The sequence below is a fragment of the Novosphingobium beihaiense genome, from assembly GCF_022832375.1.
GTDB classification, from domain to species: domain Bacteria; phylum Pseudomonadota; class Alphaproteobacteria; order Sphingomonadales; family Sphingomonadaceae; genus Novosphingobium; species Novosphingobium beihaiensis.
In genome coordinates, this window is record NZ_JALHLG010000001.1 from 1 (window position 1) to 19,928 (window position 19,928).

24 protein-coding genes and 1 tRNA gene are annotated in these 19,928 nt (G+C 63.1%); 4 read left to right on the forward strand and 21 right to left on the reverse strand.

Annotated elements, in window-relative coordinates:
• Nucleotides 1-112 precede the first annotated feature (112 nt).
• The 4 genes from ccmE to MTR66_RS00020 all read right to left on the reverse strand — a co-directional run bounded on the left by ccmE (nt 113) and on the right by MTR66_RS00020 (nt 1,683).
• Nucleotides 113-565 (reverse strand): cytochrome c maturation protein CcmE, encoded by a 453-nt coding sequence (gene ccmE / locus MTR66_RS00005; protein WP_243916790.1) that lies wholly within the window; start codon nt 563-565, stop codon nt 113-115.
• Between the two features lie 2 nt (nt 566-567).
• Nucleotides 568-708, reverse strand: a complete 141-nt coding sequence (locus MTR66_RS00010; protein ID WP_243916792.1) for a hypothetical protein — start codon at nt 706-708, stop codon at nt 568-570.
• Nucleotides 709-730: 22 nt separating this feature from the next.
• Nucleotides 731-1,465 (reverse strand): heme ABC transporter permease CcmC, encoded by a 735-nt coding sequence (gene ccmC / locus MTR66_RS00015; protein WP_243916794.1) that lies wholly within the window; start codon nt 1,463-1,465, stop codon nt 731-733.
• 141 nt (nt 1,466-1,606) lie between these two features.
• Nucleotides 1,607-1,683 (reverse strand) — tRNA-His (locus MTR66_RS00020).
• Nucleotides 1,684-1,859: 176 nt separating this feature from the next.
• Here MTR66_RS00020 and MTR66_RS00025 point away from each other — a divergent pair.
• Nucleotides 1,860-2,498 carry a prolyl hydroxylase family protein gene (locus tag MTR66_RS00025; RefSeq protein ID WP_243916796.1) on the forward strand — a complete coding sequence of 213 codons (639 nt, stop codon included), beginning with the start codon at nt 1,860-1,862 and terminating at the stop codon, nt 2,496-2,498.
• Nucleotides 2,499-2,533: 35 nt separating this feature from the next.
• On the opposite strand, the gene MTR66_RS00030 is transcribed toward MTR66_RS00025, so the two are convergent.
• Nucleotides 2,534-3,082 carry a superoxide dismutase family protein gene (locus MTR66_RS00030; protein ID WP_243916798.1) on the reverse strand — a complete coding sequence of 183 codons (549 nt, stop codon included), beginning with the start codon at nt 3,080-3,082 and terminating at the stop codon, nt 2,534-2,536.
• A gap of 267 nt (nt 3,083-3,349) precedes the next feature.
• Between MTR66_RS00030 and MTR66_RS00035 the strand changes: the two genes are divergently transcribed.
• On the forward strand, nt 3,350-3,697 hold the full coding sequence (locus MTR66_RS00035) for a PilZ domain-containing protein (protein ID WP_243916799.1): 348 nt from the start codon (nt 3,350-3,352) through the stop codon (nt 3,695-3,697).
• A gap of 97 nt (nt 3,698-3,794) precedes the next feature.
• Here the strand turns inward: MTR66_RS00035 and rpmE are convergent, their stop codons facing one another.
• The 11 genes from rpmE to MTR66_RS00090 all read right to left on the reverse strand — a co-directional run bounded on the left by rpmE (nt 3,795) and on the right by MTR66_RS00090 (nt 14,005).
• Nucleotides 3,795-4,022 carry a 50S ribosomal protein L31 gene (gene rpmE / locus MTR66_RS00040; protein WP_067732819.1) on the reverse strand — a complete coding sequence of 76 codons (228 nt, stop codon included), beginning with the start codon at nt 4,020-4,022 and terminating at the stop codon, nt 3,795-3,797.
• A 156-nt stretch (nt 4,023-4,178) separates the two neighbouring features.
• The gene (gene fabZ / locus MTR66_RS00045; RefSeq protein WP_243916800.1) at nt 4,179-4,631 is read right to left on the reverse strand and encodes a 3-hydroxyacyl-ACP dehydratase FabZ; all 453 of its coding nucleotides are present in this window, start codon (nt 4,629-4,631) and stop codon (nt 4,179-4,181) included.
• 19 nt (nt 4,632-4,650) lie between these two features.
• A complete protein-coding gene (locus tag MTR66_RS00050; RefSeq protein ID WP_243916801.1) occupies nt 4,651-5,358 on the reverse strand; it encodes an OmpH family outer membrane protein in 708 nt (235 codons plus the stop codon).
• Entirely contained in the window at nt 5,358-7,982 is a 2,625-nt protein-coding gene (gene bamA, locus MTR66_RS00055; RefSeq protein ID WP_243916802.1) for an outer membrane protein assembly factor BamA, read from the reverse strand. The genes MTR66_RS00050 and bamA overlap by 1 nt, the downstream gene beginning before the upstream one ends.
• Nucleotides 7,983-8,154: 172 nt before the next feature.
• Nucleotides 8,155-9,540 (reverse strand): RIP metalloprotease RseP, encoded by a 1,386-nt coding sequence (rseP, locus tag MTR66_RS00060; protein ID WP_243916803.1) that lies wholly within the window; start codon nt 9,538-9,540, stop codon nt 8,155-8,157.
• A gap of 1 nt (nt 9,541) precedes the next feature.
• On the reverse strand, nt 9,542-10,702 hold the full coding sequence (locus MTR66_RS00065; protein ID WP_243916804.1) for a 1-deoxy-D-xylulose-5-phosphate reductoisomerase: 1,161 nt from the start codon (nt 10,700-10,702) through the stop codon (nt 9,542-9,544).
• The gene (locus MTR66_RS00070; RefSeq protein ID WP_243916806.1) at nt 10,699-11,457 is read right to left on the reverse strand and encodes a phosphatidate cytidylyltransferase; all 759 of its coding nucleotides are present in this window, start codon (nt 11,455-11,457) and stop codon (nt 10,699-10,701) included. The genes MTR66_RS00065 and MTR66_RS00070 overlap by 4 nt, the downstream gene beginning before the upstream one ends.
• Nucleotides 11,458-11,460: 3 nt before the next feature.
• Nucleotides 11,461-12,150 carry a polyprenyl diphosphate synthase gene (gene uppS / locus MTR66_RS00075; protein ID WP_243916808.1) on the reverse strand — a complete coding sequence of 230 codons (690 nt, stop codon included), beginning with the start codon at nt 12,148-12,150 and terminating at the stop codon, nt 11,461-11,463.
• Nucleotides 12,151-12,184: 34 nt separating this feature from the next.
• Entirely contained in the window at nt 12,185-12,742 is a 558-nt protein-coding gene (frr, locus tag MTR66_RS00080; RefSeq protein ID WP_243916810.1) for a ribosome recycling factor, read from the reverse strand.
• 3 nt (nt 12,743-12,745) lie between these two features.
• On the reverse strand, nt 12,746-13,468 hold the full coding sequence (gene pyrH / locus MTR66_RS00085; protein WP_243916812.1) for a UMP kinase: 723 nt from the start codon (nt 13,466-13,468) through the stop codon (nt 12,746-12,748).
• 117 nt (nt 13,469-13,585) lie between these two features.
• Nucleotides 13,586-14,005: a winged helix-turn-helix transcriptional regulator gene (locus tag MTR66_RS00090; protein ID WP_243916820.1), complete on the reverse strand. Its 420-nt coding sequence runs from the start codon at nt 14,003-14,005 to the stop codon at nt 13,586-13,588.
• Between the two features lie 54 nt (nt 14,006-14,059).
• Between MTR66_RS00090 and MTR66_RS00095 the strand changes: the two genes are divergently transcribed.
• The gene (locus MTR66_RS00095) at nt 14,060-14,668 is read left to right on the forward strand and encodes an NAD(P)-dependent oxidoreductase (protein WP_243916822.1); all 609 of its coding nucleotides are present in this window, start codon (nt 14,060-14,062) and stop codon (nt 14,666-14,668) included.
• Between the two features lie 91 nt (nt 14,669-14,759).
• Here the strand turns inward: MTR66_RS00095 and tsf are convergent, their stop codons facing one another.
• Nucleotides 14,760-15,683 (reverse strand): translation elongation factor Ts, encoded by a 924-nt coding sequence (tsf, locus tag MTR66_RS00100; protein WP_243916824.1) that lies wholly within the window; start codon nt 15,681-15,683, stop codon nt 14,760-14,762.
• A 120-nt stretch (nt 15,684-15,803) separates the two neighbouring features.
• On the reverse strand, nt 15,804-16,571 hold the full coding sequence (rpsB, locus tag MTR66_RS00105; RefSeq protein ID WP_243916826.1) for a 30S ribosomal protein S2: 768 nt from the start codon (nt 16,569-16,571) through the stop codon (nt 15,804-15,806).
• Between the two features lie 245 nt (nt 16,572-16,816).
• On the opposite strand from rpsB, the gene MTR66_RS00110 reads away from it, so the two are divergent.
• Nucleotides 16,817-17,374: a nucleotidyltransferase family protein gene (locus MTR66_RS00110; protein WP_243916828.1), complete on the forward strand. Its 558-nt coding sequence runs from the start codon at nt 16,817-16,819 to the stop codon at nt 17,372-17,374.
• Between the two features lie 15 nt (nt 17,375-17,389).
• Here MTR66_RS00110 and MTR66_RS00115 read toward each other — a convergent pair whose 3' ends face one another.
• From MTR66_RS00115 to MTR66_RS00125, 3 genes are all read right to left on the reverse strand, one after another.
• Complete coding sequence (locus MTR66_RS00115) at nt 17,390-17,764, reverse strand: VOC family protein (RefSeq protein ID WP_243916831.1); 375 nt, start codon at nt 17,762-17,764, stop codon at nt 17,390-17,392.
• A 433-nt stretch (nt 17,765-18,197) separates the two neighbouring features.
• The gene (locus MTR66_RS00120; protein WP_243917215.1) at nt 18,198-18,980 is read right to left on the reverse strand and encodes a CDP-alcohol phosphatidyltransferase family protein; all 783 of its coding nucleotides are present in this window, start codon (nt 18,978-18,980) and stop codon (nt 18,198-18,200) included.
• Between the two features lie 92 nt (nt 18,981-19,072).
• Entirely contained in the window at nt 19,073-19,822 is a 750-nt protein-coding gene (locus MTR66_RS00125; protein WP_243916832.1) for a phosphatidylserine decarboxylase, read from the reverse strand.
• Nucleotides 19,823-19,928 lie beyond the last annotated feature (106 nt).

A 19,928-nucleotide genomic window follows, 5' to 3' on the forward strand; every position in this document is an offset into this window, starting at 1 on the left:
ACCGCCGCGCCGAGCGCCGCCCCGCGCCGCGTCAGCCCGAACGCGCCTGCCACAAGCTGCAGCGCCGCCAGCGCTGCGGCCATCCACAGGGCAGCGAGACCGAGTTCGGCGATCATTGGGTGTCGGCCACCACTTGCTTGGCCTGATCGGCCGTCATGTTCTGCATTTCGCGCGGCACATAATTCTCGTCATGCTTGGCCAGCAGGTTGTCGGCCACGAACGTGCCGTCCGCCTGCATCTTGCCTTCCGCGACAACGCCCGACCCTTCGACGAAGAGCGAAGGCACAATGCCCTTGAAGGTCACCGGCACGCGCGCCTTGCCGTCCTGCACCACGAACGCGATGGTCACGCCGTCGGGCGCGGTCTTGATCGATCCTTTCTCGACCATGCCGCCCAGACGCACGGCGCGGTCCGGCGCGGGCGGACTGGCCACGATCTCGCTGGGAACGTAGAAATAGCTCGCCTGATTGCGCAGCGCCCAGGCTGCCAGCAGCCCGGCGCCCATCAGCACAACCAGTGCGATCACGAGCAGAACGAGCCGCTGATGCTTTGCCTTGATTGCCATTGTCAGCGCTTTCTCGCTTCCTCGCGGCGCTTTTCCGCGCGCTTCATCGACAGCAGCGACCATGCGATCATCGCCGCGGTCGCCCCAATGCCGATGGCATAGGAAGCCACCACGAATGTCCAGGGATCCAACGCTTCGCGCATAGTCAGAATTCCCCTTCGCACATTACTGGAAAACCGCTTCGCTGAGGGCCTTGCGGCGCAACCGGGCCTCGGCCTGCTGATCCGCCAGAATCGCGCGCATCCGCGCCAGCACTACACCTGCGAAAATCAGCGTGAAGCCCAGCATGGCCGCCAGCAACGGCATCAGGAAATCAGCGGACATCGCTGACGTGCCCATGGTGATGCTGGGCGGCTGGTGCAGGCTGTTCCACCAGGTCACCGAATAGTGGATGATCGGAATGTTGACGGCGCCCACCAGCCCGAAGATCGCAGGCGCCTTGTTCTGTCCGCCGTCCGACGCCGCGCTCGCTTGCGACAGCGCCATCCAGCCGAAATAGAGAAACAGCAGCACCAGCATGCTGGTCAGCCGCCCGTCCCAGACCCACCAGGTGCCCCAGGCGGGACGCCCCCAGAGCGATCCGGTGATGAGGCACACGGCGGTAAACAGCGCCCCCGGCACCGCGCAGGCACGGGCGGCAATTCCCGCAAGCGGATGGCGCCAGACGAGTTCAGAAAAACTGGCGGCGGCAATCCCCATCCAGCCGGCCATGCCCAGCCAGGCCGCCGGAACGTGCAGATAGACGATTCGCACCGTCTCGCCCTGCAGCTTCTCGGCCGGAGCCTCGAACAGCCCCCAGCCCAGCGCGCCTGCGGCCACGGCGATTCCCGCAGCCATGCAAAGCGGCATCAGCCAGCGGGCGATGCGGAGAAAACGGGCCGGGTTGGCAAATCCGTGCATGACAGGCGCGCTTCTAAAGTCCCTAACGAGCGGAGCAAGTGCCTCAACAGCAAAGGCTGCCGCTTGTCACCTGCAAATTGCGCCAGCTCCGGGACACTCCCAGCGCCCCTTGCGCAAATCTGCTGCCTGATCGGAAGAAAATGGGGCGATCGATGGGGTTCGAACCCACGACCTCCGGTACCACAAACCGGCGCTCTAACCAACTGAGCTACGATCGCCACACTGCGCACCGGCTTTCATGCCCGTGCGAAAAGCACCCTCAAGGCCGCCATGCGCGGCGACCGGTGCGGGAGCGCGCCTTTGCACAAGGCGGCACGTCTTGCAAAGCAAAAAATCGGTTCATCCCCCAACTCGTGCAATTTTCCCGCAACCGCGCCGCGTCTATGAAGCCCCCATGACCGAACTTGGCGAATCACCGGCGGCTCATTTGCTTTCGCATCCAGGCGTGCAGCGCTTCCCTTCCTCACAGCTCGATCTTTTCATCGTGCGCGACTTTCTCTCGCGCGATGAATGCAGCACGCTCGTCCGGCTGATCGAGGCGCAGCACCGCCCCTCCACCGTTGCCGACAGCAACGGGGACAATGCCTTCCGCACCAGCTCAACCTGCGACCTTTCTCCCGAAACGCCCATAGTTGCCGCACTTGCCCTGAAAATCGCACGGCTGTCCGGGCTCGATCAGGCCCACGCCGAACCGCTGCAGGGCCAGCGTTACGAAGTGGGACAGGAATTCAAGGCCCATACCGACTATTTCGAGCCCGGCAGCGCGGACTACGACACCTATTGCTCTGTGGCCGGGCAGCGCTCGTGGACCTTCATGATCTACCTGAACGACGTGGAAGCAGGCGGCGCCACGCGCTTCAAGGTGATCAACAAGACGATCCAGCCGGAATGCGGCAAACTGGTGGCCTGGAACAACCGCAGCCTGGACGGCACCCTGAACGGCGCCACGCTCCACCACGCGATGAAAGTGCGGGCGGGCCGCAAGTACGTCATCACGCAGTGGTATCGCGAACGCCCCTGGGGCTGGGGCTAGGCCCAGCCCTGCCAGGGCCCGGCCAGCCCCGCCGGTCATTCCCCGGCGCTGATCACCGCGCAGGCGATACGGCCGCCCGCATTGCCCGAAGGCTGGCTGGTATAATCGTCCTGCCCGGCATGGATCACCAGTGCCGAACCATCCGCATCAAGCAGCGACTTCGGCCCGGGCGTCAGTGTGACGCCGGTGTTGAGGACTTGCGTCTTGAGCACCCCGTCCGGCCCCACATACTGGTTGGGCATATCGCCGCCGTGCGGCCCGTCCATGACCATCAGGCCGTGCTCGGGCATACCGGCGGCGAAGTGACCGCCCGACGTCTTGAACTTGGCAGCCGGGTCACACACGCCCTTCTCGTGGAAGTGGAAACCATGCTCGCCCTGCGGCAGCCCCTTGAGATCGGTAGACAGCAACACGCCCGCAGGCGTCTGCTGCAAGGTGATCATGCCCATCGCATTGCCGTCGAGACCGATCACGGTGGCATGGACCGTCTTCCCCTCTCCACCGGCCGGTTCATCGGCCGCCAGCGAGACGGACGCGGACAGGGCAAGAACACATGCGGCAGCGATTCGGGCAGTTCGGATCATTACGCTTCTCCTGTTCGAAGCCTGTTGCGGCTCCTTCGATACGTCGACGCCGCCAGCGCCCTAATTCCACAGGCCCGGCGGCCATCGTGCGCCCCGCCATCCCGCTACGCACTTCGCGCCAGCCTAGTTTTTTGCAATCGAAACGCAATCGTCATCCCGGCAGAAAACAGGGTTACCGGAATATCAAGGTTGTCTTGTGAACGCCGGTTAACGATTGCAGGCAGACAATGGCGGGCAATCCATCGGGACGCCAAGGACAAAAGCAAAATGAACGCACCCATCGGACGGCTCTATGCCGCGCAGCAGGACACACTCGACGACCGCCGCCGCGAACGCCGCCACACCACACATTTCGAAGCCATACTGGAAACCTCCCAGGGACGGCGCCTGCCAGTGCTTCTTGCCGACATCTCGCTTCACGGATGCTGCGTGCAGACTGACGGTGACGGACTGCGCCAAGGCGCCTTCATCTCCATCGGCCTGAGCGACGATTCGATGCTTCCTGCGGTTGTCCGCTGGATCCGGGGCCAGGCCGCGGGCATGGAATTCCTGCGGGCGGTGCCAGCGGAACAGACCGCATGGCACGATCTGATGGACTACGGCCTGGACGGCTGAGAGCCCGCTCTCCACACCCTTTAGGAATCAAAAAAGGCGGCCCGTAAAGGCCGCCTTTTTCGTTTTGGCGATGAGGCCCGCGTTTGCGGGCCTGCGCTCACTTCTTGGTGAGCGAGAGACCGCCGAAACGCTTGTTGAACTGCGCCACGCGGCCGCCGTCCTGAATCTGGGCCTTGCCGCCGGTCCAGGCCGGGTGCGAGGTCGGATCGATGTCGAGAACCAGCGTATCGCCTTCGCTGCCCCAGGTCGAACGGGTCTGGAAGGTGGTGCCGTCCGTCATCTGCACCGTGATCATGTGGTAGTCGGGATGGGTATCGGCCTTCATGTCGTATCTCTTTCGCATTTGGCCGGTTCCGACCGGCCTGCCTTGGAAAGCGGCGCGCATAGCGCTGGAAGCGATAAAATGCAAGGATAGAGTCCCTGCCCGGATCAAGCCGCTGCCTTGCCGCGCGGGCATCGCGGCGATGCCCGCTCCGGCGCGTCAGGCGTCCGCGATCATGGCGGTGAAGTTCACCTCACAGGTTACCTTGTCGCCGATCGAGGCCTTGCCCCAGAACTTGCACACGCGCGAACGTTTCTGAACGAAGCCCGCGCGCAGATCGAGCAAATTGCCAGGCGTTACCGGGTTGCGGAACTTGGCGTCCTCAATGGCCATGAAATAGACCAGCTTGCCGGTCCCGGCGAGCCCGAGGCTCTCGATCGCCAGAATGCCGGCGGCCTGCGCCAGCGCCTCGATCTGGAGGACGCCGGGCATGATCGGCCGGCCGGGAAAGTGGCCCTGGAAGAAATCCTCGTTGAAGCTGACCGCCTTGACCGCGTGGATCTCCTCTTCTGAAAAAGAGGCCACCCGGTCGACCAGCAGCATCGGATAGCGGTGCGGAAGCGCCGCCAGGATCTTCGCGGTATCGTAGACCAGTTCCGTTTCTTCGCTCATGCCCGGTACTCGCGCTCTATCAGCGGCCAGCCGGCTGCGTGGCCGTGCCCTGCTGAGCCGTCTGCCCCTGAGCGGCAGCCTGCTGCGCACGAGCCTCACGGACGCGGCGCGGCTCCCAGCCTGCCGGCGGCACGAGCTGCGCCGAAGGAATGGCCGTGTTCAACTCGTTCAGGATATCCTGGTTGAGATTGTAGGCCCCGCCGTTGAACGCGATCACGGCATCGGGCGAAAGCACCATCGAGATGCTGCGCTTCTTCATCGCCGACTTGAGCGCGTCGTTCAGCTTGTCCTCGATCTGCTCCTGCACATAGGCCTGCGACAGGGCGACGGGCTGAAGGATCTGCTGCAGTTCGGCCTTGCCCTTTTCCTGAAGCTGCTGGATCGCCGCAGCCTGCTGCTGCAGCGAGGCCTGGTTCGGGCTGGCGGCCTGACGATCGGCATTGAACTTGTCGACCATCGGCTTGAGCTGCGCGGTCAGCTGATCGTTGCGGGCTTTCGCCTGATCATACTGTGCCTTGTAGGTCGTTTCGCGCTGCTGCTCGGCGGTCTTGTAGGCGTTCGAGTTGACGACCACGGCATCGAGATTGGCAACGCCCAGTCCGGCAACGATAGTACCGCTTTCGGACGCCGCTGCGGGAGCGGCCTTGGCCGCCAGAGCCGGCTGCGCGGCGAGAGTAGCCAGCGCCAGGCCCGAGCCCAGCGCGACGGTCTTGATCATGGTTTTCATCAGAATTGCGTTCCCACGTTGAATGTGAAGGTCTTGGTCTTGTCGCCATCCTCCTTGAGGAGGACCTTGGAGATATCGATGCGGAACGGACCAAACGGAGAGTTCCAGTTCACACCGAAGCCCACGGCGACACGCGGCTTCCAGGTGTCTCCGGCAAATTCCTCTGCAAACTGGAATTGATACGCACCGGTTGGAGTGTTGGCGATGCCAGTAGTTGGATCAACCGCATCCAGCGTAGTTGTCTGTGTATCGTTGCCATCCGCATCGCGAACAAGATACGTTGGATTGCAACCAGGGTTACACTGCGTCAACTGCGGCTGCTTGATACCCCAGACAGCGCCCACATCGGTGAAGATGGATGGCCGCAGCCCCATCTCCCGCGCGCCCGATCCCAGCGGTATCTCGATTTCCGCACGTCCTTTATAGTAATATTTGCCGCCCAGAGCGTCGTCAGTCCAATCCCTACGCCTGTCGGATGGAGCAAGAACACCGTCGGTTTCCACGAGCCGTTTGCGCAAAACTCGAGGACCGATACCGCGAATACCAAACCCGCGCATTTGCGGTTCACCAAGAAAGAAGCGATCGGTCAGACGCACATCGTCTCCGGCAAAGCCCTTGATGATACCGCCTTCACCCGAAAGCGAGAATATAAAGCCCCCCCCCAACGGCCAATACTTGGCAGCATTGGCGCGCAAGCGAGCGTAGTGAACATCACCGCCCAGCCCTGCGATATCGACATTGACAGATGCCGTTTCACCGCGAGACGGACGGATGCGATTATCAAGCGTATCATAGATCAGCGACAAGCCAACAATTGAGCTGAGCCGCTTACCAATAGCGTCACACAAATAGCGCCCTGCGTAGAGGGGGTCGCACTGCAGAACGTTGGGATCCAGACGGTACGAGTAATATGTCCCTCTATCCAGAGCGACATCATCATAGTTAAGCGTATAGCGCCCAACCGCAGTCAGGTATTCAGTCAGCGGAACACCGGCACGAACCTGAAAACCCGTTGTGGACTGCTTGTACGTCGTATTCCGGTTAGAGTTATAATAATTGAAGCTATTATAATCACGCCGGTAGATATCGAAGCCGAGCGACACGTTCTTGTCGAACAGATAGGGCTCGACAAAGCTGGCCTGCACGCTCTTGGAATAGCGGGAGATGCTGCCCGAGAGGCCAATCGTCTGGCCGCGCCCGCGGAAGTTGCGCTGGCGGACCGAGGCCTGGAAAATGAAGCTCTCAAGGCTGGAGAAGCCTGCCGAAAGCTGCAATTCGCCCGTCGGCTTTTCCTCGACGTTGGCTTCGAGGATAATGCGATCGTCGGCGCTGCCCGGCTTCTGCTCGACTTCGAACTTCTCCTGGAAGTAGCCGAGCGACTTGATGCGGTTGGTCGAGCGCTTGACCTGCAACGAGTTGAACGCGTCGCCCTCGGCAAGGCGGAACTCGCGGCGCACGACCTTGTCTTGCGTGAGCGTGTTGCCGTTGATGTCGATCCGTTCGACGTAGACGCGCGGGGCCTCCTGGATCACGAACGTGATCCCCATGGTGAGGTTGTCCTTGTCACGGTCGTACTGCGGGCGGACATCGGCGAAAGCATAGCCGAAAGCGCCAGCCGTCTCATTCAGGCTGTCGATCGTGTCTTCGACCTGCTTGGCGTTGTACCAGTCGCCCTTGTGCATCGGCAGGTTCTTCGCCAGCTTCTCGCCGTCGAAGTCGCGAAGCTGGCTTTCCACCTTCACATCGCCGAACTTGTAGCGCTTCCCTTCCTCCACCACGTAGGTGATGATGAAGTCCTTCTTGTCCGGCGTCAGTTCGGCCACGGCCGAGACCACGCGGAAATCGGCATAGCCCTGTGTCAGATAGAACTGGCGCAGCTTCTGTTGGTCGAAGGCCATGCGATCCGGATCGTAGCTCGTGTTGGAGCTGAAGATGCGGGTAAAGCGGGCTTCCTTTGTCACCATCTCGCCGCGCAGCTTCCCATCCGAGAAATGCTTGTTGCCGATGATGTTGATCTGGCGGACCTTGGACTTCGCCCCTTCGGTAATCTCGAAGACGATATCGACGCGGTTCTGGTCGAGCATGACCATCTTCGGCTCGACTGTCGCAGCGTAGCGACCCTGGCGCTTGTAAAGCTCGATGATGCGCGCAACGTCGGCGCGGACTTTGGAACGCGTGAAAATCTGGCGCGGGGCGATCTTGATTTCAGGCCGGATCTTGTCGTCCTTCAGGCGCTTGTTGCCTTCCAGAATGATGCGGTTGACGACGGGGTTTTCCTGGACCTTGATCGTGACGTTGCCGCCATCGTTAGTCACTTCGACGTTCTTGAACAGCTCCGTCTCGTAGAGATCCTTGAGCGCCTGGTCGGCGGCGGCCTTGGAATAAGGCTGGCCAATACGCAGCTTGATGTAGGACAGCACCGTCTGCGGTTCGAGACGCTCGGCCCCGGTCACCTGGATCGACTGAATCGTCTGCTCTGCGGCCGGAGCGGCCGCAGGCGCCGGAACAGGAGCCGGATCTGCATCCTGAGCGAAAGCCTCTACGGGCACACCGGCAAGGACCGTGGTCCCCAGAAGCACGGCCGCAAGCTGCGACGCGCGGCGGGCTTCATTGCTGCGAACCATTACCCATCCCATCATTCTACGCAAAATCCCGTCTTCGCTTTCGCGATCACCCCGATGGCCCGGCATGCCCTACGCTTACCCGGCAAGCAATCGCAGCCATCTGCCCGATGGCTGCCTTCCAATCAAGCAGCCAAACCCGGCAAGACTGTGATCGCTGAACAAAACCTCCAGGCTATCCCCCGAAAACCGGGAGGGACACCAGATCATTGACCGTAACGAACAGCATAAGCGTGAGAACCAGTGCCACGCCCGTGCGGATCGCCCATTCCTGACTGCGCGCGTCCAAAGGCCTGCGACGGACCAGTTCGGCCGCGTAGAAAGCCAGGTGCCCGCCGTCGAGGCCAGGGATTGGCAGGAGGTTGATGAATGCCAAGTTAATCGAGATCAGGGCGGCAAAGCCCACAAAGGCATCCCAGCCGAGGCTGAACTGCTCGCCCGAATACTTGGCGATCTTGATCGGCCCGCCCAGTTCCTTCACCGAACGCTGACCCGTGAAGATCTGGCGGATACCCGTGACCATGGTGCCCATGATGGAAAAGCTGCGCGACACGCCCATTTCCAGCGCCTCGACCGCACCGACCGGGACGACATGCCCGAATCCCGCGCGGATGCCGAGCTGGCCGATGGTCTCGCTGCGGCCGTTCTCCCCGGTTACCTTCACCGAACCGAGCGTTACGGGGAAGACGCGTGCCTCGCCATCGCGCATGGCCGTGATCGTCACCTGCTTGCCCGGGAAAGGCTGAACCAGTTCCGGAATATCCCCGAAGCTGCGCACGTCCGTGCCGTCGATTGAAACGATACGGTCGCCTGACTTGAGGCCCGCCGCCTCAGCAGGCGATTGCCCAAAAAAGCCGCCGATCACCGGCGCTGCGAAGTCGATGCCCAGATCGCCGATCTTGGTGGTATTGCCGAACTCGTCGCTGACCTCCCGGTTGGCGAGCTTCACCGGCAGCACCAGCGTGCGCCCGTCCCGCTCGACCGCGACAGGTACAGTCTGCCCGCCGTAGTAGACAGTGTATTCGGGAACGTCGGTGACACTTTCCACCTTGTTCCCGTCAATCGCGACGATACGGTCACCGATTTGCAGACCAGCCGCTTGCGCGGGTGAGTTCTTAGTGAAATCAGCCACTTCCGGATCGGCTACCAGCCGCCCGTTGACGAAGGCGAAGGCTGCCAGGATCGCGACACAAAGCAGGAAGTTCGTCGCAGGCCCGGCGAACACGATCAGCGCGCGCTGCCACAGCGGCTTGACGTGAAACGTATGCGCGCGCTCTTCCGGCGTCAGCCCGTCCTGCTCCGCCGAGGGCGCGCTGGCCGGGTTCATGTCTCCAGCGAACTGCACATAACCGCCCAGCGGCAGCGCGGAGAGCTTCCAGCGGGTGCCGCGCTTGTCGGTCCAGCCCGCGATTTCCTTGCCGAAACCGATCGAGAAGGCATGGGCCTTCACCCCGAACAGGCGGCCGACGAGATAGTGCCCTAACTCGTGAATCAGGACCAATGGCCCCAGCACCAGCAGGAAAGCAAAGATCATCGTCAGCAGATTGGGTGATCCGGTCAAGTCAGGCAGTCTCCATCAATTCCCGCGCCCGCTCCCTGGCCTCGCTATCGACGGCAAGCACGTCGGACAGGCTGGCAGGCGGCGCAGGCGCATAGGCATTGAGCACAAGATCAACTTGTGCCGCAATCCGGGTGAACGAAATCTGACCAGCCAGGAACGCAGCAACCGCAATTTCGTTCGCGGCATTGAGTACGGCGGGAATGCCGCCCCCGGCCTGCGCCGCTTCACGCGCCAGCCGCGTAGCGGGAAAGCGCTCCTCGTCGGGCAGACGGAAGGTCAGTTCGCCAATGGCGGCAAGGTCGAGCGGTTCGCAAGGCGTATCCATGCGCTGCGGCCATGCCAGCGCCGAAGCGATCGGCACACGCATATCGGACGGGCCGAGCTGCGCCAGCGTCGAACCGTCACGGTATTCGACCATCGAATGAACGATCGACTGCGGGTGAACGATGATCCGTAACTTATCGAGCCCCACCGGGAACAGGTGATGCGCCTCGATCAGTTCCAGCCCCTTGTTGAACATCGTGGCGGAATCGACGCTGATCTTGGCACCCATGTCCCAGTTGGGATGCTTGATCGCCTGCGCCGGGGTCGCCGCGCAAAGCTGATCCCAGGACCAATCGCGGAACGGACCGCCGCTGGCGGTCAGCGTGATCCAGCGGACATGGGCCGGATCATTGCCCTGCAGGCACTGGAAGATCGCGTTGTGCTCGGAATCGACCGGAAGCAATGTCGCTCCATGCCGGACGACCGCCGCCGTCATCACTTCGCCCGCCGAAACCAGTGCTTCCTTGTTGGCGAGCGCGACCACCCCGCCCTGTTCGATCGCGGCCATGGTGGGCGCCAGCCCTGCGCAGCCAACAATCGCGGCAACCGTTACATCCGCTCCGCGCGCGGCGGCCTCCGCCAGGGCTGCTGGGCCGCCCAACGCCTCGATGCCCGTCCCCGCCAGCGCCTCGCGCAGTTCAGGCAGGCGCGCCTCGTCGGCGATAACGGCCACTTCGGCGGAGAATTCGTGCGCGAGCCGGGCCAGATCGATGGCATTGGAATGCGCCGTCAGCGCCACGACACGCCAGGCTTCCCGCTGACGGCGCACCAGATCGAGCGTCGAAGCGCCTACGGAACCCGTGGCTCCCAGTACCGTCAGAGTGCGCACTTGCGTCATCGCGGCTGAAACAACAGCATAAGCGCCAAAACAGCAAGCACTGCCAGCAAACCGTCGACGCGGTCGAAGAAGCCGCCATGGCCGGGGATAAGGTGGCCGGAATCCTTCATCCCTGCCCGGCGCTTCATCCAGCTTTCGAAAAAGTCGCCCGCCTGCGCGCAGGCAGCAAGCAGAATGCCGGTCAGCAGGCAGGTGGCAAACAACGGCACAGTGCCGGTTTCCAGATACCAGCACGGCTGCATGCCGAAGCAGGCCGCCCTGTCAGCCCCCACTCCCGCCGGTGTCAGCGAGATCACTCCGGCCTGCCAGAGCCTGGCAGCGCCGAACAGCGCCAGCGTTGCTCCCAGCATGCCGCCGATCAGCCCGGACCAGGTCTTGGACGGGCTGACGGCAGGCGCGATCTTGGGCCCGCCGAATGTGCGGCCGGTAAAATAGGCACCGACATCGACCGCGATCACGCTCGCTATCACAGTCAGCAACGGCGCCAGCGTGAAGGCGGGGTTGCGCAGAAAGAGCAGCATTGCCGCGCCCATGCCCACATAGAGCATGCCGCCAAAGTTCCACAGCCCGCGCTCGGCCGGATTGTCCGTGCCGCGCCGCGCGAGCCGCACCCATTCCCACAGCACGACGACTGCGACAGCACAAACGAACGCGATCCACACCGGCCCGCCCAGCCACAAGGCCGCAGCGGCCACGGCAAGCATCACCACTGCGGATACGGCGCGTGTGCCCAGATCGGATGCCTTGCCGCTCATCGCTCAGCGCCCGCCATAGCGCCGCTCGCGGGATACGAAGGTCTCCAGGGCATCCTTGAGATGCCCGGCGGTAAAGTCCGGCCAGAGCACATCGGTAAACAGCATCTCGGCATAGGCCGCCTGCCAGAGCAGGAAATTCGATAGCCGCACTTCGCCGGACGTGCGGATCAGCAGATCGAGCGGCGGCAGATCCGCGGTGTCGAGTTCGGCGGAAATGGTCTCCGGCGTGACCGGCCCCTTGGCCGCGGCCTTGGCGGCGGCACGGGCGATCTCGTCCTGCGAGCCGTAGTTCAGCGCCACGGCCAGCGTAGTGCCGGTATTACCCGCCGTGCGCGCCATGGCTTTTTCAACCAGCTCGACGACATCGGACTTGAACGCTCTGTAGTCGCCGATGATCTTCAGCCGCACGCCCGCTTCGGCGAATTCGTCGAGATCCGAGACGATGAAGCGCTTCATCAGGCTCATCAGGTCGGAGACTTCCTCTTCCGGCCTGCGCCAGTTCTCGGTCGAGAAGGCATAGAGCGTCAGCGCCTCCAGCCCCAGTTCGCGTGCGCCGCGCACCACGCGCCGCACCGCCTCCACGCCGCGCTGGTGCCCCAACGCGCGCGGCAGGTGCCGCTTCTTGGCCCAGCGCCCGTTGCCATCCATGATGATGGCGACATGGCGGGCGCGTGCAGGCTCATCCTTGCCCATCACACTTCTTCCACTGAAAGGCCGCGCACCGGCCTCACTTGCCCAGGATTTCCTTTTCCTTGTGCGCGTAAGCCTCGTCGACCGCCTTGATCTGCTCGTCGGTCAGCTTCTGGACGTCGCCCTCGGCCCGCTTGCGCTCGTCCTCGGAGATTTCCTTCTTGTTCTCGTCGGTCTTGAGCGCTTCCATGCCGTCACGGCGCACATTGCGGATCGCCACCTTGGCCTTCTCCGCATACTGCCCCGCGAGCTTGGCGAGTTCCTTGCGGCGTTCCTCGGTCAGATCCGGGATCGGCAGGCGCAGGGTGTTGCCGTCGTTGATCGGGTTGAGGCCGAGCCCCGCCGAACGGATCGCCTTTTCGACCGGACCGATGTTCGACTTGTCCCAGACCTGCACCGAGATCAGGCGCGGTTCGGGCACCGACACAGTCGCCACCTGATTGAGCGGCATCATCGCGCCGTAGACTTCCACCTGCACCGGATCGAGCAACTGGGTGCTGGCACGGCCGGTGCGCAGGCCCGTGAGATCGCCCTTGAGCGATTCCACCGCGCCCTTCATGCGGCGTTCGAGATCGGCCTTGTCGTACTTGGCCATGGTTCAGGCTCCTTTCTGCACGATCGTCTGGGTTCCCTGCCCGGCAAGGACGCGGGCAAGATTGCCCTTCTCGCGGATCGAGAACACCATGATCGGAATAGCGTTGTCGCGGCACAGCGCCACGGCGGATGCGTCCATCACTTTCAGATTGTCAGCGAGGACAGTGTCGTAATCGACGGTTTCATAGCGCCGGGCGTCAGGATTGGTCTTCGGATCGCTGTCATAGACACCATCGACGCTGGTACCCTTGAGCAGGGCATCGCAGCGCATCTCAGCCGCCCGCAGCGCCGCGCCGGAATCGGTGGTGAAATAGGGCGCGCCCACGCCAGCGGCGAAAATCACGACCCGGCCCTTTTCCAGATGGCGCTCGGCGCGGCGGCGGATCACCGGCTCGCAGACCTGATCCATCTGCACGGCGGACTGCACGCGCGTTTCCACGCCCAGCTGCTCCAGCGCGTTCTGCATGGCCAGCGCGTTCATCACGGTGGCGAGCATACCCATGTAGTCGGCCTGCGCCCGGTCCATGCCCCTGGCCGCGCCTGCCATGCCGCGGAAGATATTGCCGCCGCCGATGACAAGGCAGATTTCCAGCCCGGTTTCCTTGGCCGATTTCACTTCCTGGGCCAGTTCGGCGACGAATTCGGGATCGATCCCGAACTGCTGGCTCCCCATCAAGACTTCGCCCGACAGCTTAAGCAGGACGCGTTTGTAGGGAGAGGATGACATGCTGCTCGGACTCCGGGGAAATGGTGGTGCGGCTTTAGGAGGAGCGGTGCGGATTGCCAAGAGCAGAGGTTGTGGATGGCGGTGGCAGGCAAGCCCTCCCAACCAACCACCTAGAGCTCACCCCATTCCGGCCATGCGCGCATCGAAATCACGCTGCGCGCTTACAACTTGCGGAAGCCGGCTCTGCGCCCAATCGATCATGGAGCGAAGCGCATCGAGCAGTTCGCACCCCAGCGGCGTTATAGCGTAACTGACCGAGACCGGGATCGTCGGAAATACCGAGCGCTGCACCAGTCCGTCCCGCTCCAGCGCGCGCAGGGTCTGGCTCAGCATCTTTTGCGAAATGCCCGACACTTTGCGCTTCAACGCATTGAAACGCATATCTTCTTCCCCCAGCGCCGCCAGGATCAGAACGCTCCACTTGTCCGCAACCCGGTCCAGCAACTGGCGCGTGGGGCATTGCGCCGCAAAGACATCCGGCTCCCGCCCAGCGGTTTCTTCCGGGTAACCCGGTGCCTGTGAAGTGCCTTCTTGCATCGATGCTTTCCATATCACACCTGGTATATAGTAGAAACTGCTGGAGTACGAGACATGAAAATTGCCGTTCTGGGCGCAAGCGGCCACGCAGGCTCCGAAATCGCTCGCGAAGCAGCCGCGCGCGGCCATGACGTCATCGCCGTCGCCCGCCATCCCGAGAAAATCCCCGAAGCCAAGGGAATTACCCCTGTCGCTGCCGACGCCACAGATCCGGTGGCTCTGGCCGGGGTCATCGCCGGATGCGATGCCGTGATCAGCGCGCTGCATTTCGATGTTCCGGCCGAAACCCTGCTGGCCGCGCTGCGTCAGGCGGGCGTGCCCCGGCTGCTCGTCACCGGCGGCGCGGCCAGTCTGGAAATCGCCCCCGGCCAGCGCCTGTTCGATTCGCCCGATTTTCCCGAGGAATGGAAGCCCTTCGCGCAGGGCGGCATCACTTTTCTCGATGCGCTCCGGCCCGTCACCGACATCGACTGGACGTTCTTCTCCCCGGCCGCCTTCTTCGAGGAAGGCCCGCGCACCGGCACGTTCCGGACCGGCACCGACCAGCTCATCGCCAACGATGCCGGGGAAAGCAGAATCAGCTTTGCCGACTATGCCATTGCCATGGTGGACGAACTGGAAGCCCACAAGCATCCCCGGACCCGCTTCACCGCGGCCTACTGACCACCTTTACCCGCCGGAAAACAAAACGGGCCGGGAAGCATTCGCTTCCCGGCCCGCACTGTTTCGTTTCCCGAAGGAGGTGGCTGAAGGATCAGCCCGCAACCGCCGCGGCCACTTCCGCCGCAAAGTCGCTTTCTTCCTTCTCGATGCCTTCGCCGAGCTGGAAGCGCACGTAGTCCTTGAGGACGATCTTCGAACCCGCTTCCTTGCCGGCCGCATCGACGACCTGCTGGATCGGGGTCTTGTTGTCCATCACGAAGACCTGCGAGAGGAGCGCGTTTTCCTTGGCGTACTTGGCGATCGCGCCCTGCACCATCTTTTCCTGCACGTTCTCGGGCTTGCCCGATTCGGCGGCCTTTTCCTCGGCAACCTTGCGCTCGCGGGCGATCAGCTCGGCGTCGAGATCGTCGGCGGTCAGCGCCAGCGGGAAGGCGGCGGCGATGTGCATCGCGATCTGCTTGCCCAGCGATTCGAGCACGTCGGCAGGCGCTTCCGATTCGAGCGCGACGAGCACGCCGATCTTGCCGAGGTTCGGCGCAGCAGCATTGTGCATGTAGGGCACGACGACGCCATTGGCGACTTCGACCGTCTTCATGCGGCGAACCTGCTGGTTCTCACCGATGGTCGCGACGTTGTTGGTCAGCGCTTCGGCAACAGTGCCGCCCGTGGGGTAGGCCGCGGCCTTGAGCGCTTCCACATCGTCACCGGCCACGCCCAGCGCGACTTCGGTGACATTGCGCACGAAGTCCTGGAACTGGTCGTTCTTGGCGACGAAGTCGGTTTCCGAGTTGACTTCGACGGCCACGCCCTTGGTGCCCGAAACGGTCACGCCGACCAGACCTTCGGCCGCGGTGCGGCTCGACTTCTTGGCGGCAGCGGCCAGACCCTTGGCGCGCAGCGCGTCGACAGCGGCTTCGAGATCGCCGTTGGACTCGTCGAGAGCCTTCTTGCAGTCCATCATGCCGGCGCCAGTGCGCTCGCGCAGGTTCTTCACGTCAGCGGCGGTGTAGGCCATCGCTCAAAATCCTCTTACTTGGTTCGGCCGGACATGCGGCCATAAATACGAGTGCGCGCCAGGCCCATTGGACCCGGCGCGCGACAATTCCATGACGAAAGAGTCGTTGCCGGACCCGTGTCAGGCCTCGGTGGTCTCAGCCACGGCTTCCTCGGCAACCGGCTCGTCCATGGCGCCGATGTCGGCACCGCTTTCGATCACGGCTTCGCGGCCGCCCTTGGTTGCGGCCTGAGCGACGGCGTCGCAGTAGAGGCGCACGGCACGGCTGGCGTCGTCGTTGCCCGGGATAGGGAAGGCGATGCCCTGCGGGTTCACGTTGGTGTCGAGCACGGCAACGACCGGGATGCCCAGCACGTTGGCTTCCTTGATCGCCAGGTCTTCCTTGTTGGCGTCGATCACGAACATCACGTCGGGAATGCCGCCCATGTCACGGATACCGCCCAGCGACAGTTCCAGCTTGTCACGCTCACGGGTGAGCTGAAGGACTTCCTTCTTGGTGAGACCGGTGGTGTCGCCCGAAAGCTGCTCTTCCAGAGCTTTGAAGCGCTTGATCGAGCCCGAGATCGTCTTCCAGTTGGTGAGCATGCCGCCCAGCCAGCGGTGGTTGACGAAGTGCTGGCCGCAAGCACGCGCCGCCTGCGCGATCGGCTCCTGAGCCTGACGCTTGGTGCCGACGAACAGCACCTTGCCGCCAGCCTGCACGGTGGCCGAGATGAATTCCAGAGCGCGGGCCATCAGCGGCACGGTCTGCGACAGGTCGACGATGTGGATGCCATTGCGGGCGCCGAAGATGTACGGCTTCATCCGCGGGTTCCAGCGGTGGGTCTGGTGGCCGAAGTGAGCGCCGGCCTCGATAAGCTGCTGCATGGTGACGACAGGAGCCGCCATAAGTAATTCCTTTCCGGTTACGCCTCTGGAAAGCTGGAACCGTGCGGAGAGTCCGAAGACTTTTGGGCCCGCTGCGGCACCGGTATGTGTGCTTCCCATGTGGATTTGCCAGGAGCGGAAAAGCCGCGAATTCGGCCGGACCTTCCCTGACGGCGCCGCCCTTAGCCGCGTTTCGCCCGAAAATCCAGCCCCAATTCGCCATTCTCTCCATTTGCCGGAAGCAGGCAGGCGCCTATGCAGGCATGATGAGCCACGCAGCCGCCCTTGCAACCCTGCTCGAAGCCGATGCGGCGCGCATGCAGGCGTTGGCTGCCGTCCGCACGCTTGGCCTGCCCGATAGCTGGATCGGCGCCGGTTTCGTGCGCGACGCCGTGTGGGACTGGCTCCATGGCCGCGCGCCCTCGCCTCCTTCCAGCGATATCGATGTGATCTGGTTCGGCCCGGCACAGACCGGCCGCAGTATCGACGAGGCTCTTGAAGCCCGGCTGCACGCGCAAATTCCCGCACTGGACTGGTCGGTGAAAAATCAGGCCCGCATGCACTTGCGCAACGGCGACTCCCCCTATCGCAGCACAGCAGATGCCATGACCCGTTGGCCCGAAACCGCAACCGCCGTGGCGGCGCGCCTGACAACAGCCGGCCGGGTGGAAATCAACGCGCCGCTCGGGCTGGAGGACCTCTATCGCGGACGCCTTCGCCCCACCGCGCATTTCGCCGGAACCAGACGCACCATGTTCGAACAGCGGGTTCACACCAAACGGTGGCTTGAACGCTACCCCCGTCTGAACACCAGCCTGACTTGACTACTGGCTGACACCCTAGCCTTCCGGCGGCGCGCACTGTTGCCACAATTCGATCTTCACCCCATCGGGATCGAGCAGCCAGGCGAATTTGCCATAGCCCTCATCGACCGTGCCAAGCACCTCCACGTCCTTTTCACGCAGCTGCCCGACGAAGCCGTCAAGATCGTCGACACGCAGATTGATCATGAAGCCGCCGCGCCCCGGGCGGAAATAGGTGTCATCGGCAAACGGACTGATCAGCGAATAGGGCGCTTCGCCCTTCTCCTCAGACCATAGCAGCATCGGGCCATAGTCGCCGTCGATCCCCAGGACATCGCGATACCACGCCTTCGTCACCTCCGGATCCTTCACGACATAGAAAACGCCGCCCAAGCCCGTAATTTTCGCCACATGACCTCCTACCCGTCATCCGGCCGGAAAGTGCCACAGCACCTGGACTGGCGATTGGAGAAATGCCCCGCCCCAGACCCACAGGCCGCGCCCTTTGCAATCACCCGCCGAAAAACAGCTTGACAACAACGGAACAAAAATAGAACAAAAGCCTTGCTGGAACATTATTAGAACAGATTCGCGTTTTCCACAAGCTGCCCACAGGTCTGGCAACAGGGCCTGGGCCATGGTTCGAAAGGAACGGTCATGACTGCACTTGCCGCTTGCCTCTTCGCTTTTGCCGCACTGGTTTCGATCTGGACCATAGCCGCGACGTGGCGGCGCTATGGCCCGGGCGCACTTGCACTGCGGGCGCAGCTCGAAGACTGCCCGGAAAGCATCGCGATTTTCTGGAAAACCACCGAACGTCGGCAAACGCCCGCGCTGGTGCCGTTCAGGAAGGACCGAGCGGAGCGCCCTGCTCGTCGAACGGTTCAGACTCCGGGGCTGGAGTGGCCGGGTGCGGCGCTTGCCGCCTGATTTTCACATAAGCTGCCAGTCCCACCGGTATCAGCAGCAGATAGCAGATCGTGATGGCGGCAAGCGTGAACCACGGTTCGGTCAACAGTGCCGCGACAATCAGCCCGACAAGCGCAATCATGCCTAGCCGCAGGCTATTGGGCGGACGCAACCGCGACCAGCCCAGCGTCGGCACACTGGAAATCATCAGAAAAGCGATCAGCGCCATCCAGCCGCTCACCACTATCGGATTGGCGAATTCGGACCGGCCGCTGGCGATCCACAGGTACATCGGCAGGAATGCCAGCGCGGCGCCCAGCGGCGCCGGAACCCCGGTAAGGAACCCTGCCTGCTTGTGCGGCTGATCCTGCATATCGAGCCGCGCATTGAAGCGCGCCAGCCGCAGGACACAGCAAATCGCAAAAGCCAACGCCGCCATCCAGCCCACGCTAGGGACTTGGTGCAACGTCCACAGATAGACGATCAGTGCGGGGCCGACGCCGAAGGAAATCGCATCGGCCAGGCTGTCCAGCTCTGCACCGAAGCGGGTCTGGGCTCTCAGCAGCCGTGCCGCGCGCCCGTCGATACCGTCGAGCAGCCCGGCCAGGATCACGGCCTGAACCGCCCGGTCGAAATCCCCGCCGATCGCGAATCGGATGCCGGTCAGGCCCGAACAGAGCGCAGCGGCGGTAATGGCATTGGGCACGATGGCCCGCATCGAAAGCCCGCGCGCGAAACGGCGCCGCGGAGCAGGCTGCCCTTCGGCAAACCCGTCAGCTTCCTCTGCGGTACTTTCGGGCGCACTATCGCTCACTGGGCGACACCCTCGATCACAGGCGCGGCGCCCATTTCCGCCAGCACCGTCTCACCTGCCACAATACGCTGGCCCATCAGCACACGCGGTTCGGTGCCCGCAGGCAGGTAGACATCGACGCGGCTGCCAAAACGAATCAGGCCGATCCGCTGACCGGCGGCGATAATGTCCCCCGGTTTGATGAACGGCACGATGCGGCGCGCGACCAGCCCGGCGATCTGTGTGAAGCAGATGCGCGTTCCGTCGCCGCGTTCGATCAGGATATGCTGGCGTTCGTTCTCCTCGCTCGCCTTGTCGAGATCGGCATTCACGAACTTGCCCGGAATATAGATCACCCGCTGGACGGTGCCGCCGATCGGCGCGCGATTGATGTGCACATCGAAGACGGACATAAAAATCGAAATGCGCGTTACCGGGTCAGCCGGCATCGGCGCGGCGCCGCTGCCATCGTCGGCGGTCAGTTCGCGCGGCGGCGGCACTTTCTGGATCAGCGTCACCAGCCCATCCGCAGGCGCGACAATGCAGCGCTCGTCCTGCGGCGTGACGCGGACCGGATCACGGAAGAAAGCCAGCACGCACAATGTGAGCACCGCCAGCGGCCAGCCCACCCAAGGGCCCAGGATCAGCCATCCGATCAGCGCAATACCACCGGCGATAGCGCCGAACTTGCGCCCTTCGGTGTGGACGGAGGGCCATTGCCACGAAGCTTCGCCGCGGCCCTGATTATCAAGAATGTCTGAGGGCATGCCTTCATCTAGTCCGTGAGCCCGGGGACCGCAATGCCGCCCTCGAAAGGGGACCTGCTTCGTCTGGCTTCAGCTTGAGAAGAGAGCTGGTGGTGGCAGGGCTTGA